Source organism: Paenibacillus sp. FSL P4-0176 (assembly GCF_037975265.1).
Taxonomy (GTDB): Bacteria; Bacillota; Bacilli; order Paenibacillales; family Paenibacillaceae; genus Paenibacillus; species Paenibacillus amylolyticus.
Genome location: NZ_CP150242.1, coordinates 6,509,459 through 6,526,507, shown reverse-complemented (window position 1 = coordinate 6,526,507; position 17,049 = coordinate 6,509,459). Strand labels below are relative to the sequence as shown.

At 44.9% G+C, this 17,049-nt stretch carries 13 protein-coding genes; 12 read left to right on the top strand and 1 reads right to left on the bottom strand.

Annotated elements, in window-relative coordinates; all coding sequences use genetic code 11:
• Positions 1-6: 6 nt before the first annotated feature.
• The 9 genes from neuB to MKY95_RS29930 all read left to right on the top strand — a co-directional run bounded on the left by neuB (position 7) and on the right by MKY95_RS29930 (position 11,120).
• Positions 7-1,035 carry an N-acetylneuraminate synthase gene (gene neuB / locus MKY95_RS29970; protein ID WP_338707154.1) on the top strand — a complete coding sequence of 343 codons (1,029 nt, stop codon included), beginning with the start codon at positions 7-9 and terminating at the stop codon, positions 1,033-1,035.
• Positions 1,032-2,171: a UDP-N-acetylglucosamine 2-epimerase gene (gene neuC, locus MKY95_RS29965; protein ID WP_192135048.1), complete on the top strand. Its 1,140-nt coding sequence runs from the start codon at positions 1,032-1,034 to the stop codon at positions 2,169-2,171. Before neuB ends, neuC begins: the two co-directional genes overlap by 4 nt.
• Positions 2,172-2,226: 55 nt before the next feature.
• The gene (locus MKY95_RS29960; protein WP_192135138.1) at positions 2,227-2,865 is read left to right on the top strand and encodes an acetyltransferase; all 639 of its coding nucleotides are present in this window, start codon (positions 2,227-2,229) and stop codon (positions 2,863-2,865) included.
• 7 nt (positions 2,866-2,872) lie between these two features.
• Positions 2,873-4,057, top strand: coding sequence for an aminotransferase class I/II-fold pyridoxal phosphate-dependent enzyme (locus MKY95_RS29955; RefSeq protein ID WP_338707153.1), 1,185 nt, complete (start codon positions 2,873-2,875; stop codon positions 4,055-4,057).
• Positions 4,058-4,249: 192 nt separating this feature from the next.
• A complete protein-coding gene (locus tag MKY95_RS29950) occupies positions 4,250-4,447 on the top strand; it encodes a cold shock domain-containing protein (protein WP_024631599.1) in 198 nt (65 codons plus the stop codon).
• A gap of 421 nt (positions 4,448-4,868) precedes the next feature.
• Entirely contained in the window at positions 4,869-5,432 is a 564-nt protein-coding gene (raiA, locus tag MKY95_RS29945; protein ID WP_047840659.1) for a ribosome-associated translation inhibitor RaiA, read from the top strand.
• Positions 5,433-6,218: 786 nt separating this feature from the next.
• Positions 6,219-8,723, top strand: coding sequence for a preprotein translocase subunit SecA (gene secA / locus MKY95_RS29940; protein ID WP_339195787.1), 2,505 nt, complete (start codon positions 6,219-6,221; stop codon positions 8,721-8,723).
• Positions 8,724-8,965: 242 nt separating this feature from the next.
• Positions 8,966-10,079 (top strand): peptide chain release factor 2 gene (gene prfB, locus MKY95_RS29935; protein ID WP_101313559.1). Its coding sequence is split into 2 segments (ribosomal slippage): positions 8,966-9,037 and positions 9,039-10,079, totalling 1,113 coding nucleotides; the frame shifts between segments, so codons are not numbered across the junction.
• Between the two features lie 132 nt (positions 10,080-10,211).
• Positions 10,212-11,120: a YitT family protein gene (locus MKY95_RS29930; RefSeq protein WP_338707149.1), complete on the top strand. Its 909-nt coding sequence runs from the start codon at positions 10,212-10,214 to the stop codon at positions 11,118-11,120.
• 280 nt (positions 11,121-11,400) lie between these two features.
• On the opposite strand, the gene cls is transcribed toward MKY95_RS29930, so the two are convergent.
• Positions 11,401-12,849, bottom strand: a complete 1,449-nt coding sequence (gene cls, locus MKY95_RS29925) for a cardiolipin synthase (protein WP_036612449.1) — start codon at positions 12,847-12,849, stop codon at positions 11,401-11,403.
• Between the two features lie 330 nt (positions 12,850-13,179).
• On the opposite strand from cls, the gene argC reads away from it, so the two are divergent.
• From argC to argB, 3 genes are all read left to right on the top strand, one after another.
• Positions 13,180-14,229 carry an N-acetyl-gamma-glutamyl-phosphate reductase gene (gene argC / locus MKY95_RS29920; protein ID WP_076319192.1) on the top strand — a complete coding sequence of 350 codons (1,050 nt, stop codon included), beginning with the start codon at positions 13,180-13,182 and terminating at the stop codon, positions 14,227-14,229.
• Positions 14,230-14,372: 143 nt separating this feature from the next.
• On the top strand, positions 14,373-15,599 hold the full coding sequence (gene argJ / locus MKY95_RS29915; RefSeq protein ID WP_339200072.1) for a bifunctional glutamate N-acetyltransferase/amino-acid acetyltransferase ArgJ: 1,227 nt from the start codon (positions 14,373-14,375) through the stop codon (positions 15,597-15,599).
• Positions 15,600-15,935: 336 nt separating this feature from the next.
• The gene (gene argB, locus MKY95_RS29910; RefSeq protein ID WP_017692001.1) at positions 15,936-16,775 is read left to right on the top strand and encodes an acetylglutamate kinase; all 840 of its coding nucleotides are present in this window, start codon (positions 15,936-15,938) and stop codon (positions 16,773-16,775) included.
• The last annotated feature ends 274 nt before the right edge of the window (positions 16,776-17,049 follow it).

Genomic DNA, 17,049 nt, shown 5'->3' with positions numbered 1-17,049 from the left:
ACATGAATGGGCAAATATTTATCAAAAATTAACGCTGGTTCGGTGTATATTATTGCAGAAGTAGGGGTGAATCACAACGGAACTTTGGAACGTGCGCTTCAGTGTGTGGATCAAGCTGCGATATGTGGGGCAGACGCAGTTAAGTTCCAAACGTTTGACAGCAAAAAACTAGTAACTAGGCATGCTCAAAAGGCAGAATACCAAGCTGAAAACACAGGGATTTCAGGCAGCCAATTGGAGATGCTACAAAAATTGGAGTTAAGTCATTCCGAATTTATAGATATCAAAAATTACTGTGACAAGAAAGGAATTGATTTTCTTTCAACCCCTTTTGATGAGGAAAGTGCTCAATTTTTAGATTCTATTGAAGTGGATGCTTTTAAAGTCAGCTCTGGCGATTTAAATAATACTCCCTTTCTCCAGCAACTTAATCAGTATGGCCGACCAATTATACTTTCTACTGGTATGTCTGATATGAATGAGATAAGGGAATCAATAAAAATTTTTACAAAAAGTAATGTTTCTTTGCTCCATTGTACATCAGATTACCCTGCTCCTTTAGAGGACGTTAACCTACTTGCAATGAAAGCAATGGCGGATGAATTTGGCAGAATCATTGGTTACTCCGACCATACAGATGGTATTGAAGTGGCTGTTGCTGCTGTAGCAATGGGTGCAAAGATTATAGAAAAGCACTTTACATTGGATCGTAGCCTTCCTGGCCCGGATCACCTAGCATCTTTGGAACCATCAGAGTTCTCTACTATGATCGAGGCCATTCGAAGAGTGGAAAAGGTACTGGGTAATGGAATTAAGCGTTGTATGCCATCTGAAGAAAACACTAAGGCAGTTGCAAGGAAAAGTCTTGTTGCAGGCCGATCATTACAAGCTGGTGATACACTTCAAGAAAAAGATATTCATATTAAGCGTCCTGGAACAGGAATTGAACCTAAATTTTATACTGAATTTATTGGTAAGAAACTCACCAAGGATATTGTTGAAGATCAATTATTATCATGGGAAGATTTTCGATGAAAAAAATTGTAGTGGTTACCGGAACTCGAGCCGACTATGGCATTTATTATCCTGTTTTAAAAGCGATTAATGCAGAAGAAACCCTTGATCTGCATCTTTTAGTAACGGGCATGCATTTGTCTCCACAGTTTGGTAATACCGTGGAACAGATAAGACAAGATGGATTTCAAATCTCAGCACAGGTGGATTGTCTGCTGCAAGGCTCCTCACATGCCAACATGTCTCGTTCTATAGGATTGGCTATTATCGGAATGACTCAAGCGTTGGAAACCATTCAGCCAGATGTGGTTGTAGTGCTGGGAGATCGGGGAGAAATGCTTGCAGCAGCTATCGTGGCTTCTCATACTAATATTCCCCTCGTCCACCTGCACGGGGGGGAAGTGACAGGCACTATTGATGAATCCGTTCGCCACGCGATCAGTAAATTGGCACATATACATCTGGTCGCTACCGAAAAGAGTGAAGAAAGATTAATTAGACTCGGTGAGGATCCATGGAGAATTCAAGTCGTAGGCGCCCCCAGAATCGAAACGATAATGAATACTGTACTTCCTAACTATGAGCAAACCGCAAATAAATACAATATTCACCTAAAAAGTAAATATGTTTTATTTGCATATCATCCTGTCACTACCCAATCAACAAATTTGCAGATGTTGGCTAGGATGCTGCAGGTGTTGTTGAACCAGGGATACGAGATTATATGTATTATGCCCAACTCAGATGCAGGATCAGATGCACTAGTTGATATTTATAATCAGTTTGTTGGAAATCTTGGTGTGCATCTTATAACCAATTTTGAGCCGTTGGATTATCTGGTGATGCTGAAGCATGCAGAGATTTTAGTAGGGAACTCATCCTCAGGAATCATTGAAGCCGCCTCATTTAATAAACCAGTTATTAACATTGGTGTTCGACAAGGGCACAGAGAACGTTCTTCTAACGTGATTGACATTCAAGAGGACGATATTGAGCTTCAAATGGCACTGGAAAAAGCAATATCACCAGACTTTCAGAAGGATATCTCTGAAACAAAAAATGTATATGCTAAAGAGAATACAAGCAGTCTCATCGTCAATATTCTCAAGAATATTAGTTGGTCTGAACAACTGATTCAGAAAACAATTACGTATTAATTGTGAATGGCACTCCGTGGTATTTGTATTTTAGCATGAATAAGGAGGTCTTTTTCTGGGCTATATTATCTTTGGTGCGGGTGGTCACGGAAAGGTAGTGTTGGATAACCTACATTCATGTGGTGAAAAAATCATTGGAGTTATGGATGATCATATGAGAGGGACTGATTGGAGGGGAATCCCGTTGCTCGGTGGATTAGACCGGCTAGAAAAGATTAACCTTAAGTATCCACAAAGCCTCTATATCATAGCAATTGGGCATAATGCTACAAGAGTCAAACTAGCTAACATTTTTGAACAGAGCAATGTTCAATTTGGAAAAGCGATACACTCAACTGCGATTATAGGATCTAATGTTGTCATAGGCGATGGAGCCGTTATTATGGCTAATACAGTAATTAATGCTGATGCTCACATAGGTAGACATGTTATTGTGAATACGGCTGCTACGGTTGATCACGATTGTCTTATAGGTGATTTCGTCCACTTGTCACCTGGTGTTCATCTGGCTGGTGGTGTGGAGATCGGTTATTCTGCTCATGTTGGGGTTGGTGCGAGTATAGTTCCACAAGTTAAGGTTGGTAGAGGGACTATTGTGGGTGCAGGAGCTGCTGTTATTCAAAGTCTTCCTGAGCAAGTATTGGCTGTAGGGTGCCCAGCGAAAATCAATAAATATTTCAAAAGCAAGGGATGAAAAGCACATGTCAGAGCGTAATCGTATTTATTTGGCCTCTCCCCATATGAGCGGGTTGGAACAACGATATATCAATGAAGCATTTACGAGTAACTGGGTTGCACCGCTCGGACCCAACGTAGATGCTTTTGAACAGGAACTGGCTGATTATGTTGGTAGTGCAGGAGCCGTTGCTTTAAGTTCCGGAACAGCTGCTATCCACTTGGCTTTAGTTCTGCTTAATGTACAAGCAGGAGACATTGTTTTTTGTTCTTCTTTGACCTTTGTTGCCAGTGCCAATCCAATCTTATACCAGAAAGCAACGCCTGTATTTATTGATTCTGAACCTGGTAGCTGGAATATGTCTCCACTGGCTCTGGAGCGTGCCATGAAGGTTTATGCAGATAAAGGTCAAAAACCAAGAGCGGTCATTATAGTGAACTTGTATGGGCAAAGCGCAGACTACGATTCACTAAAAAAAATATGCGATGGGTACGGTGTGCCTATTATTGAAGATGCTGCTGAATCGCTTGGAGCTACATATAAGGGGCGAATGAGCGGAACGATTGGTAAGTTTGGCGTGTACTCGTTTAACGGTAATAAAATCATAACCACCTCAGGTGGTGGAATGCTTGTTTCAGATGATGTTGAGAGCTTGAATAAAGCAAAATATTATGCTACTCAAGCAAGGGACATAGCTAAGCATTATCAACATAGTCAGATTGGTTACAATTATCGGTTGAGCAATGTGCTCGCAGGTATTGGACGTGGCCAGCTTCAAGTACTAAACCAGCGAATTGAACAGAAAAGAACGATTTTTGACCGATACTTTAGAAGTCTCTCTGATAGTGGTAGTTTTAATTTTATGCCAGAAGCTAGTTATGGAAATTCAACGCGTTGGTTAACAACAGCTTTGGTCTATAACGATAAACAAAACGATAATATTGAATCAATCATTAATCATTTGGAAGAAAACAATATTGAGTCCCGTCCTGTGTGGAAGCCACTTCATCTGCAGCCGATTTTTGAGGGGACCGATTATTACTGTCATTACGATAATGAAGATGTGAGTAAAATGTTATTTAACCATGGGATTTGTCTGCCTTCTGATACCAATATGGGAGAGGAAAATCAATACTTGGTTATAGATCAAATTAAAAAGATGACGGGTTTTCAAACCGAGTACGACAGTTTCTCTGTGAAAGGTTCGTGAATGATTCTCCAAACCTAACATTTTAGAGATCTAACCATTCCCCAAAATCCCCAATTAATCTACAAAAAATTCCAAGAAAACATTTACGTTTCCAATTGACAATGGATAACTTTGGATGGTATTATCTGAATTGTGGGCAGAGGTTAAGGCCGAAAGCTTCACTTCATTTGATGACGAAGGGAATGTTAGTGCATGCAAGGTAAAGTAAAATGGTTCAACGCAGAAAAAGGTTACGGTTTCATTGAGACTGAAGACGGCGGCGACGTATTCGTACATTTCTCCGCAATTCAATCCGAAGGATTCAAAACTTTGGAAGAAGGTCAATCCGTAGAATTCGACATCGTCGAAGGCGCGCGTGGACCGCAAGCAGCTAACGTAATCAAATTATAATCATCCGGACAATCCGACCTACATATATGGTTAGATGGTTACCAAATTGAATTATCGCTAGCATCAGACTCCGGTACTTTCCGGGGTCTTTTTTTGTTTCAATAGATTAGAGATTTGAGAATCATCCGAGTAACATTTTTCTATTGAATTTAATAGATTCAATAGATAGATTGAAGTTCATTTTACATATTAGATTGAGCTGGCCCAAAAACGGTTAAATACATCATCAAGCGCCTAATAATTCATACCAAGTAAATATTCGATTATGGCTGAATATGATGAAATATCGCGAAATATGGCGTTATGCCTACGTTGGCAGATGTGGCTTGAACAGATGTCATTATTCGGTCACCGGGAGTTTTTACATGGCGCTTACATTCGTGTTATAATGAAGTGGCAAAGGAAAAAGGAGGAGTGCCCTATGAATTTAAGTATTCGAGGTCAACAAATCGAGGTTACTGATGCTTTGAAGGATTATGTCGACAAAAAGTTGAGTAGACTCGAGAAGTATTTCGATGCACCCCTTAACTCTGACGGTGCTGTTACATTGAGCACGACGAGAGGTTTGCATACGGTAGAGGTGACGATCCCTTTGAAAGGCATTGTGCTCCGCGCCGAGGATGAGAGCGACGATATGTACGCATCCATTGACTCCGTGGTGGACAAGCTGGAACGTCAGATCCGCAAACACAAAACAAAAATTAACCGTAAGTTCCGCCAGGAAGGTAGCCTGAAGACACTCTTCGTTGAAGATCCAACAGGTACTGTAGCTACAGCTGAACTGGATGCGGACACGGATGACGATGATCTGGAAGTTGTACGTACGAAACGCTTTATGTTGAAACCAATGGACGTGGAAGAGGCCATCCTCCAAATGAACATGGTTGGTCACAATTTCTTCGTATTCTCCAACATTGACAGTGAAGAAGTTAGCGTTGTTTACAAACGGAACGATGGTAAGTACGGATTGATCGAACAAGGTTAATCTTAACGTACAGGATCACCGGATCGAACTTGCATATGAATATCTGATAATAATGAAGACAGGGACTGTAGTTCCCTGGATTAGACTTAACAAGAGCTTCCATCCCTTAGGGATGGGGCTCTTTTGTGCGTAGAGGAGCTGGGAAATGACCTTTGGAAATAAAATGGTGAAACTATTCCCTATGCTGCTGCGTCTAATAGATAGTAAGAATAATCATAATTGGTACAAGTTTATCACCAGATTCGGATGTTCACGAAAATATTCGTACGCCTACATTTGAGAACTGGATATGAGATTTCCATCCAAATTTACCATCAAAATTCGTTGACAGAGCTGTCTATCCTGCAAAACGAAACATGACAATCGGACGCTTCCGCTAACGACTATGATTTTTTGCACTTAAACTCGGTTTGATATGTCTCAGAAGTTCAAAGAAGTGTGCCGTGGCGTGTTGCGGCGGCTCTTACAAACTGTTACAATTTATGCAAAGAGAATCATTGTCCTGATGAGGAATTGTCAACGAATGATCGCTAATCATAATCAATGACAGGCACAGCACCATGAACATGATTCGCAAGGCTCGGGCTTCGGCTAGATTTTTAATAACCGAATCCGTTTGAATACCGAATCAGCTTCATGAGAACCCTTGGCAAGCCTGGAGTTGATTCATCCATATTACTTTTTATATTGTTTGTCACCCCCGGGCAAGTGGATGCAATATCCATCCGATGGTGTCGCGTGGCGGCAACAGGGGGTCTATTCTGTTTTGCACGAAAGGGGTATACCATGCTAGGACTTGTCAAAAAGATCTTCGGCGACATGAATGAACGTGATGTTAAACGTCTGATGAAGACGGTCGATGTGATCAATAAACTGGAACCACAATTTCAGGCGTTGTCTGATGAACAACTGAAAGGTAAAACGGACGAATACCGTGCTCGTATTGAAAAGGGAGAAACAACAGATGAGCTTCTTCCAGAGGCATTTGCAACCGTACGTGAGGCTTCACGCCGTGTACTGGGCAAACGCCACTACGATGTACAGATGCTGGGTGGTATCGCTCTGCATGAAGGCCGTATTTCCGAGATGAAAACGGGTGAAGGTAAAACGCTGGTAGGAACACTTCCGGTATATCTGAACGCGTTGATGTCCAAAGGTGTTCACGTGGTCACGGTCAATGACTACTTGGCACAGCGGGATAGCCAGGAAATGGGACAAATCTATGAATTCATGGGCATGTCGGTAGGGGTTAACCTGAGCGGTATGGACCATGCTTTGAAACAACATGCATATGCATGTGATATTACGTACGGAACGAACAACGAGTTTGGATTTGACTATCTGCGTGACAACATGGTTCTGTACAAAGAGCAAATGGTACAACGTCCATTGTTCTTCTGTATCATTGATGAAGTAGACTCCATCCTGGTCGATGAGGCGCGTACGCCACTCATTATCTCTGGACAAGCTCAGAAGTCGACGGATATGTACTATGCAGCAGATCGTTTTGTGAAACGTTTGGTGCCGGAAGAAGACTTTACGGTAGACATTAAGGTGAAATCCGTAGCGTTGACTGAGGCGGGCGTGGCAAAAGCAGAGAAAGCATTTGGTATCGAGAACTTGTATGATCATGCCAATGTAACTCTCAACCATCACATTGTACAGGGCTTGAAAGCAAATGCAATCATGCGTCGTGACGTGGATTATGTGGTCAGTGATGAGGAAGTCATGATCGTCGATGAATTCACAGGTCGTCTGATGTCTGGACGTCGTTACAGTGATGGATTGCACCAAGCGATTGAAGCCAAAGAAGGCATTGAAGTACAAAACGAGAGCATGACGCTTGCTACGATTACCTTCCAGAACTATTTCCGGATGTACCGTAAACTTGCGGGTATGACGGGTACAGCGAAAACCGAGGAAGAAGAGTTTAAAAAAATCTACGGTCTCGAAGTACTGCAAATTCCAACCAACCGCCCAAACAAGCGGGATGACATGGCAGATGTCGTGTACAAGAGCATCGATGGCAAGTTCAATGCCGTTGTAGAAGAGATCGTGGCACGCCACAGTAAGAATCAACCGATTCTGGTAGGTACAGTGTCCATTGAGAACTCTGAACGCCTGTCTGACATGCTTAAGCGCCGTGGTGTCAAACACCAAGTACTGAACGCCAAGTACCACGCGGAAGAAGCAGAGATCATCACAGGAGCTGGACAAGCGGGTGCAGTAACGATTGCAACCAACATGGCTGGACGGGGTACGGATATTATCTTGGGTGAAGGTGTAGCTGAAGTAGGCGGCCTTCATATCATCGGTACTGAGCGTCACGAATCACGCCGGATTGATAATCAGCTGCGTGGTCGTGCAGGACGTCAAGGTGACCCGGGTTCAACACAATTCTACCTGTCACTGGGTGATGAATTGATGAGACGTTTCGGTGCAGATAATGTATTGAACATGATGGAGCGCCTTGGTTTTGAAGAAGACCAACCGATCGAGAGCCGGATGATTACCCGTGCAGTAGAATCAGCGCAGAAGCGTGTTGAAGGTAACAACTTTGACGTGCGTAAAGTCGTTCTCCAATATGATGATGTAATGAACCAACAACGTGAAATTATATATAAACAGCGCCGCGAGGTACTGGAGTCCGAAAATATCAAACAGATCGTTATGGATATGATCAAGCCTTCCATTGAACGTATCGTTGAAGCACATTGTAGTGACGATATCCCGGAAAACTGGGAGCTTCAGGAAGTTGCTGATTACATGAACAGCAAATTGCTGGACGATGGTTCCATAACTAAAGATGATCTGTGGGGTAAGGAAGCAGAAGAGATCATCGAGTTCCTGTTCACGAAAGTTCAGAACAAGTACAATGCACGTGAAGAGCGAATTGGCGAAGAGATGGTTCGTGAGTTCGAGAAAGTGGTTGTGCTCCGTGCAGTAGACAGCAAGTGGATGGATCATATTGATGCAATGGATCAATTGCGTCAAGGAATCCACCTTCGTGCCTACGGCGGTACAGATCCACTGCGTGAATACCAGTTCGAAGGCTTCGAAATGTTCCATCAAATGATCGCTTCGATTCAAGAAGAAGTAGCGACTTATGTGATGAGAGCACAGATCGAGAGCAATCAGGAGCGTCAAGCGGTTGTAGAGGAAAGTCAGATCTCGACAAGCGGTGAACCTGCTGAGAAACGTCCAGTGAAGGTTTCTGACCAAATCGGACGTAACGATCCATGCCCATGCGGTAGTGGTAAGAAGTTCAAACACTGCCACGGTCAAGAGTAGTTAAAGGGTTCATTTATACACGAATGACATGAATGGCTCCTTGCAGCCGGGTATTCCATAGGATGAAGTGAAGGATGCAAAACCGATTAATGGTGCATAGTTATAATAATATGACCATGATCACGGGGAAGAGATATACTGATACAACAGTAGTCTCAACACCAGGGTAACGCATCGGATACTTGATCTGGAGGAATGCCCTGGATGCGGGGAGCTTATCTTAATGAAAAGAGGAATTGCACATGATCGATCCAAACGTGAAGCATGACCTGCGTGAAATAGGCAAGAAACTAACCAACCTTAGGGGGTCTCTTTGACTTAGATCTGAAGCAAGAGATGATTGGCAACTTCGAAGTGAAGATGTCTGCCCCCGATTTCTGGGATGACAGTGACAAGGCGCAATCCGTAATCGCTGAGCTAAATGCGGTGAAGGGATCTGTGGATCAATACACCAAACTCCAACAGGATTATGATGATGCGGTGATGATGGTAGAACTGGCTGACGAGGAAGGCGACGAAGACCTCGCTGCAGAGATCGGTAGAAGCGTCACAGCGATCGTGAGCAAGGTGGCAGAGTTCGAACTTCAGCTGCTCCTGAACCAGCCGTATGATAAGATGGATGCCATTCTAGAGCTTCATCCGGGCGCAGGTGGTACCGAGTCACAGGACTGGGGACAAATGTTACTGCGGATGTACACACGTTGGTCCGAGAAGCGTGGCTTCAAGGTTGAGGTGCTGGATTATCTGCCAGGAGATGAGGCGGGGATCAAGAGCGTCACGCTATCGATCAAGGGGCACAATGCTTATGGTTATCTGAAAGCCGAGAAGGGTGTACACCGACTGGTGCGGATCTCTCCTTTTGACTCATCGGGCCGTAGACATACGTCCTTCGTATCATGTGATGTGGTTCCTGAGATTGATGATACGATTGAATTGGACATTCGAACAGAGGATCTCAAGATTGATACCTACCGTGCGAGTGGCGCGGGTGGACAGCATATCAATACCACCGACTCAGCCGTGCGGATTACCCACCTTCCGACAGGTGTAGTTGTAACGTGTCAGAATGAACGTTCACAGATCAAGAACCGTGAGCGGGCGATGAAGATGCTTCGTTCGAAATTGTATGAGCGTAAAATTGAAGAGCAAAAACAACAGCTGGATGAAATCCGAGGAGATCAGTCGGATATTTCATGGGGTAGCCAGATTCGCTCCTATGTGTTCCATCCCTATAGTATGGTAAAGGATCACCGTACAAGCGTAGAGACTGGAAATACAGGGGCAGTAATGGACGGCGACCTCGATGCATTCATCGATGGTTATTTGCGTAGCCAGATTAAAGTAGAAACCGATTAATATAAGTTCCTGTATGGACCCATACGTGTAGGCGTATGCTGGTGTATACGGGAGCTTTTTTTTGAATAATTTTATAGGATAGAAAAAATGAGCGAACAACTGATCAGTCACATAAAAGGAGAGCGCGAGAACATGCAACAACGATCACAACTTCACAATAATCGCAAAAAGAGGATAACTAGCCTCATTCCACTCAATGGTCCATGGAGAAACGTCGTGGATACGGTATCTATCATTGTAGGTTCGTTTTTAATTGCAGTGGCCTTTAATTTATTTTTATTACCAAATCAGATCGCTTCGGGTGGGGTGTCCGGGTTATCAATTCTGGGCAAGGAATGGCTTAATTGGGAGCCGGCATATACCCAATGGGCAATTAATATCCCACTTTTGATTGCGGGTTTCCTGCTCATTGGCAAGCAGTATGGTGTTCGCTCGGTATTGGGCAGTATTGTCCTGCCACTGTTAGTTTATCTCACGAAGGATTGGACCATTCCAACAACGAATCCGCTACTTGGTTCACTGTATGGTGGGATTGGTGTTGGTTTAGGGATTGGAATTGTATACCGAGGTAGAGGATCAACAGGTGGCATGAGCATTCTTGCCAGAATCGTACAGAAATACAGTGGATTGAGTTACTCGCTGTGTGTAGTCATCATGGATGCTACGGTTATTATTATGGCTGCTTTTGTATTGTCGTTGGAGCAGTCCCTCTATGCGCTGATTGGGTTGTATGTTACTGGTAAAGTGATCGATGCTGTTGAGATGGGGCTGGGCTTTTCAAAGGTGGCTTATATTATCTCCAACCAGACCGAAGCGATTAGCAAAGTGATTCTGGATGACTTGGATCGCGGATTAACAAAGCTGGAAGCCAAAGGCGGTTACACCGATGATCAACGAACGGTACTGATGGTCGTGGTTGGACAGAATGAGGTACCAAGACTTAAAGCGTTGATCCGGTCTGTGGACCCGGGAGCATTTGTCATTATCAGTAACGCGCACGAAGTGCTCGGCGAAGGCTTTAAGCGGGGAGAGCATGTGTGAACTGGTTGGAAATATAATGAGTGAGCCAATATAGGCTCATAAGTTTGAAAATTTAAGAAAAAAAGCAGGTACGCCCTCCTCTGAAATAACGGAGAGGGAGTACCTGCTTTTCTATTATTAAAAGTTCAACTTAACATTTCACATAACGGAGAGGACAGAAATATCCTGAAGAAGTGGAACGTTCGCCTTTATCCCCGGATTTTCCCCTTTAGAATAGGGAATCAAAAAAATCTGGGGATAACAGCGATCGGAAGGATGTTCTGTCATCGGAGTGCCACCACTACAAAATCGGAGATAGCAGACGGGAAATGGCTTCTTTGAAGCGGATAATGAGACTACGTTTTTGGTATTCATCGAGCGTCATTTCCCGCGATACATGCAGGTCGTGCTCAAAGGTTTGTACAAGTGCTGTCGCAATCGCTTCATCATACATAAAGGCGTTAACCTCAAAGTTTAACCGGAAACTGCGGTAGTCAATATTGGCGGTTCCCACGGATGCAACCAAACTGTCAATGATAAGTGTTTTGGCATGAATGAAGCCATTATCATATATAAATACTTTGGCGCCCACTTTTAGCAACTCACCAATATAAGATAACGTAGCCCAATATACAAAGGCGTGGTCGGGTTTATTTGGAATCATGATGCGAACATCTATGCCGGACAGACACGCGAGACGAATAGCTTCGAATACACTGGCATCCGGGATAAAATAAGGCGTTTGAATCAGAATCGATTGTTTGGCCCCGTTAATCATCTTAAGATAACTGTTCTTGATATGTTCAGTCTCTGCATCCGGTCCACTGGAGACAATCTGCATGGCAATCTTTCCTGTACCCTCAATATGAGGGAAATGCGCCGGAACATAAGGTGTGTCGTGTTGCTTGGACGCTTCATTCCAATCCAAGAGAAAACGGGTCTGCAGCGCATGAACGGCATTCCCCTGAATACGCAGATGTGTGTCACGCCAGTAACCGAATTTCGAGTTCAAGCCAAGATACTCATCTCCAACGTTAAATCCGCCCGTGTACCCCAAGTTACCATCGATGATGACAATCTTACGGTGGTTCCGGTAGTTCATACGTAAGTTGATCAGACTGAATTTGGATGGGAAAAAGACTTCAACCAAACCGCCTGCTTCGCGCAATTCTTTGAAAAAGCGTTTTGATACCCGCCGTGATCCGAGCGCGTCATACAGTAAACGAACTTTGATGCCTTCCCGCGCTTTGCGGATGAGTGCATCTCGAATTCTTTTGCCCAGACGGTCGCCTCTATAAATGTAGTATTGTACGTGCACGTGATCCTGAGCCGCTTCGATGTCGTCCAAGAGCCGCTGGAATTTATCTGTTCCATCCGTAATGATCTCGACCGCATTATCTTCCGTCACCAGAGCTCCGTTCTGCTTCAGGTTCATATAGATCATATCCTGGCTAGTCTCGGTTGCTTGGTTGCGGAAAGGGGTGCGATTATCGTGTAGCTGCATGAGCTGGGCTTCAATACGTTCCTCAAGACCGAGCTTCTTACGTTCTTTCCACTGGAAAAGCCGATATCGGGTCAGGTTCTGACCGGTTAAAAGATAAAGTACAAACCCAAACACCGGAATAAAGTTCAAGACGAGCAGCCAAGCCCAGGAAGCGCTGGCATCCTTCCGTTCGAAGAAAACGACTGCTGCGGCAAAAATAATATTCAGGCCAAGGAGTACAATAAGTAAAATGGATTCGATATGCACTATAGTCCCCCACGTCTCATAATGACCATCATGAATCTATTCATATGTCCTTGATAGCAGGTTAGTTATGAATGAGACCCTGATTGTAATGTTTCCTACTAATACGTATTTTAACAGATGTATACCTATTCGTCCCGGATGAGAAAAAAAGATATGTTCGGATTGGATGAAAATCCATGTGAAATTGATGATAGAGTGTTGTATTTATATAACCAGAGTCGTATAATAATACACAAATATGCATATAAGCGACGGAATTGCTGTGTTCAAGTATCCTTCAGGCAAGGACATAGCACAAGTAGCGCATACATCGAGATTGGGGGAGCGAGAGTGAATAACAAATTAAAAGTAGCAATCGTCGGTTCCACCGGCTACGGCGGGGTGGAGCTGATTCGTTTTTTCCAGAACCATCCGCTGGTTGAAATCACATCGGTGATCTCATCATCGAGCAGTGGTGAGTCCATCGCAGATGGATTTCCGCATTTGACGGGCGTGATTCACAGGCCACTCGACGGTGTAGATCCGGCTGAAATTGCGAGTCGTGCGGATCTGGTATTCACAGCGACCCCGTCCGGCGTAAGTGCTAAGCTCGTACCAAGCCTGCTGGCAGCAGGACTTAAGGTGATTGACCTGTCTGGCGATTTCAGACTTAAGGATGGAACAGTGTACGAAGAGTGGTACAAACATCCGGCGCCTCCAGCTGATTTGCTGGAACAAGCGGTATACGGCATGGCTGAGGTGTATGGCGAAGAAGTGAAGGGGCAGAATTTTATATCCAACCCAGGTTGTTATCCAACGGCTACACTTCTTGGACTGATCCCTGCAGTAGAGGCAGGCTGGATTGATCCTTCTACTATTATAATTGATGCCAAATCAGGCGTATCTGGAGCAGGACGCGGAACAAGTCTGACAAATCATTATGCAGAGATGAATGAGAATTTAAAAGCCTATAAACTGAATAAACATCAACATATTCCCGAGATCGAACAAGTGCTTGGCAGTATAACGGGAACGCCTGTTACGGTTACTTTCACAACACATCTGGTGCCAATGACACGTGGAATTATGAGTACGATGTATGCAAACCTCGTTGGGGAACACAGCGACCGGGAGATCGTGGATTTGTACCGCAAATATTATGAGAACCGACCTTTCGTACGTGTACGTGAACCGGGCATCTGGCCTTCGACCAAAGAAGTGTACGGATCCAACTATTGTGATATCGGATTTGCGGTGGATTCTCGCACAGGGCGTTTAACGATTATTTCGGTCATCGACAACCTGGTGAAGGGTGCTTCCGGGCAAGCGATTCAAAATATGAACCTGATGATGGGATGGGAGGAGAACCTCGGGCTGAACATGACACCGGTATATCCATAAGGGATTGGAATTCAGGAGGAGCACTGGGACATTCGGTGTAAGAGTGCTCTCTCAGAGTCTTCTAGGGAGAACGGATCAGGTTAAGCAGGCGGATCATCAGCATATAGCTGAACGCATACGGGGGATATGATATGGGAACGAATGTGGAGCAACATACTTTTACCGTGGTTGAGAACGGAACAATTGTAACCCCTGGGGGATTCACTGCTGGTGGACTTCACTGCGGATTGAAAAAGACATCTCGTAATGACATCGGAGCGATCCGCTGTGATGTACCGGCTACATCTGCTGCTGTATACACAACGAACGTGTTTCAGGCGGCACCACTCAAAGTAACGCGCGAAAGCTTGAGCAACGGACGCCTTCAGGCTGTTATCGTTAACAGTGGTAATGCCAATGCATGTACAGGGCAACAAGGGGAAGAAGATGCTTATGCGATGCGTTCGGCGGCTGCGCGTGAGTTGGGTGTGGCAGAAGAAGACGTGGCTGTGGCATCCACAGGTGTCATTGGGGAATTGCTCAAAATGGATGCTGTACATTCAGGCATCACCGGACTTCCAGCGCATATGGGTAAGGAATCGAATGAGGCGGAACAATTTTCACAAGCGATTCTGACAACGGATTTGGTGAAAAAGGAAGCTTGCGTCTCCGTTATAGTTAACGGTAAGACGGTTACGATTGCGGGAGCCGCCAAAGGCTCGGGTATGATTCATCCGAATATGGCGACAATGCTCGCTTTCATGACCTCTGACGCGGTCATTGGTGCAGAAGCGTTGCAGCGCTTGCTGCGCCAGGCAACCAATCATACATTTAACATGATTACCGTTGATGGGGATACAAGTACAAACGACATGCTGGTAGCTATGTCCAGTGGTTATGCAGGCAATGAAGAGCTGACGATGGAGCACCCGGATTGGGACGCTTTTGCAGCTGGATTTACCTATGTATGCCAAGTGCTGGCTAAAGCTATTGCTCGTGATGGTGAAGGAGCAACCAAACTGGTTGAGGTAGAAGTTACAGGTGCGGTAAGTGATGAATCCGCGCAAGCAATCGCGAAAACTGTCATCGGTTCGAGTCTTGTGAAATCAGCCATGTTTGGCGCTGACGCCAATTGGGGACGGATTATTGCAGCCGTAGGGCGTGCAGGACAGCCGGTGAACCCGGATACCGTAGATATCCGTTTGGGAGATATTTCGGTACTTGCGCAGTCCCGCCCAGTCGTGTTTGACGAAGAAGCGGCATTGGCCTATTTGCAGACTGATACAGTTCGCATCGTGGTGGATTTGCACCACGGCGAAGGAACAGCAACAGCCTGGGGCTGTGACCTGACGTATGACTACGTCCGAATTAACGCAGCATACCGCACGTAATAAACCTTTGGGGTAAAGGTTTTGCGAAACAGCTGTCTTCTATTGTGAAGCTGTTTCGTGAGATGTTTCAAAAATTATCAATGAAATTTAAACTTGTTGTTTGGTGTTGGACATATAGCGATAGTAATGGAGAAGACGGAATTGATTCTGCAGAAGCGGAGCGGTCGCCTTTGTCTCCGGGTGTTCCCCTATATAGGGATAATTCAAGAAACCTGGAGACAACAGCGATTGAAAGAACAATCCGAATTCGGAATGGACTCCTACCAGCCTTTATGACCTTATAAAAGTGTTATATTTTTTTGAATATAATTTTTACTATGATAGGAGCTTGCCCTCATGAATTCAACAATGCCAAACGAGAGTACCGCAACGGAAGCGAGCACAGAGAAACAGATGTTTGTCATGAAATGTGGAGGCAGCACGCTGGCGGCATTGCCCGAGTCTTTCTTTGCGGATCTGCGTGATCTGCAGTCTCAGGGCACGCAGCCGGTAATCGTGCATGGCGGAGGTCCTGCGATCTCGGATAACCTGGCGAAGCTTGGTATCGAAACCGAATTCGTTAATGGCCTGCGCAAAACGACTGAACCTGTGCTGGACGTAGTGGAGATGGTGCTTGCGGGCAGTATCAACAAACAGATCGTACGTCTGATTCAACGTGTTGGTGGTCGTGCACTAGGCTTGTCCGGCGTGGACGGGGGTCTGATCCAGGCTAAACCTGTTACAAACCACGCAGAGATCGGTTGGGTAGGCGATGTCACTGGGGTGAACGCAGAGATTATTCAAGGTATAGTGAACATGGGTTACATGCCAGTTATCGCACCGGTTGGCGTAGATGCAACTGGACAACGCTACAACATTAACGCAGATACAGCTGCGGGTGCAGTGGCATCTCATCTCGGCGTAAGCCGGATGATTGTCGTGACAGACGTTCCTGGCATCATGAAGAACGTAGGCGGCGAGAAAAAAGTACTGCCATCCGTATCTGTACAAGAGATTGAGGACATGATCCAGACCGGAGAAATCTATGGCGGTATGATTCCCAAAGTGCGTGCAGCTATCGCTTGTATCCATGGTCAAGTACGTGAGGTCGTCATCGTAGACGGCAGCGAACCCCAGATCCTGAGCCGAGTGCTCGGCGGAGAAATCATCGGAACAAGAATCATCCGTATGCAATAATTTGCTCTCGATGCGCTAGGGTCTTAATAGCCTTATATTAAATAAAAAAATATGTGCACGGCTTTTTTATATAAGAAATCTAATATTACACTCACATATCGTAGGGTGCAGAACCAGTCTGAAGAATAAAAATGCATAACGGAGAGGACAGAAATAACCTGAAGAAGCGGAGCGTGCGCCTTTATCACAGGATTTTCCCCATTGAAGGGGAATAAAAAAAATCCAGGGATAACAGCGATCGGAAGGTTGTTCTGTCATCGAAGAGGAGTATGCA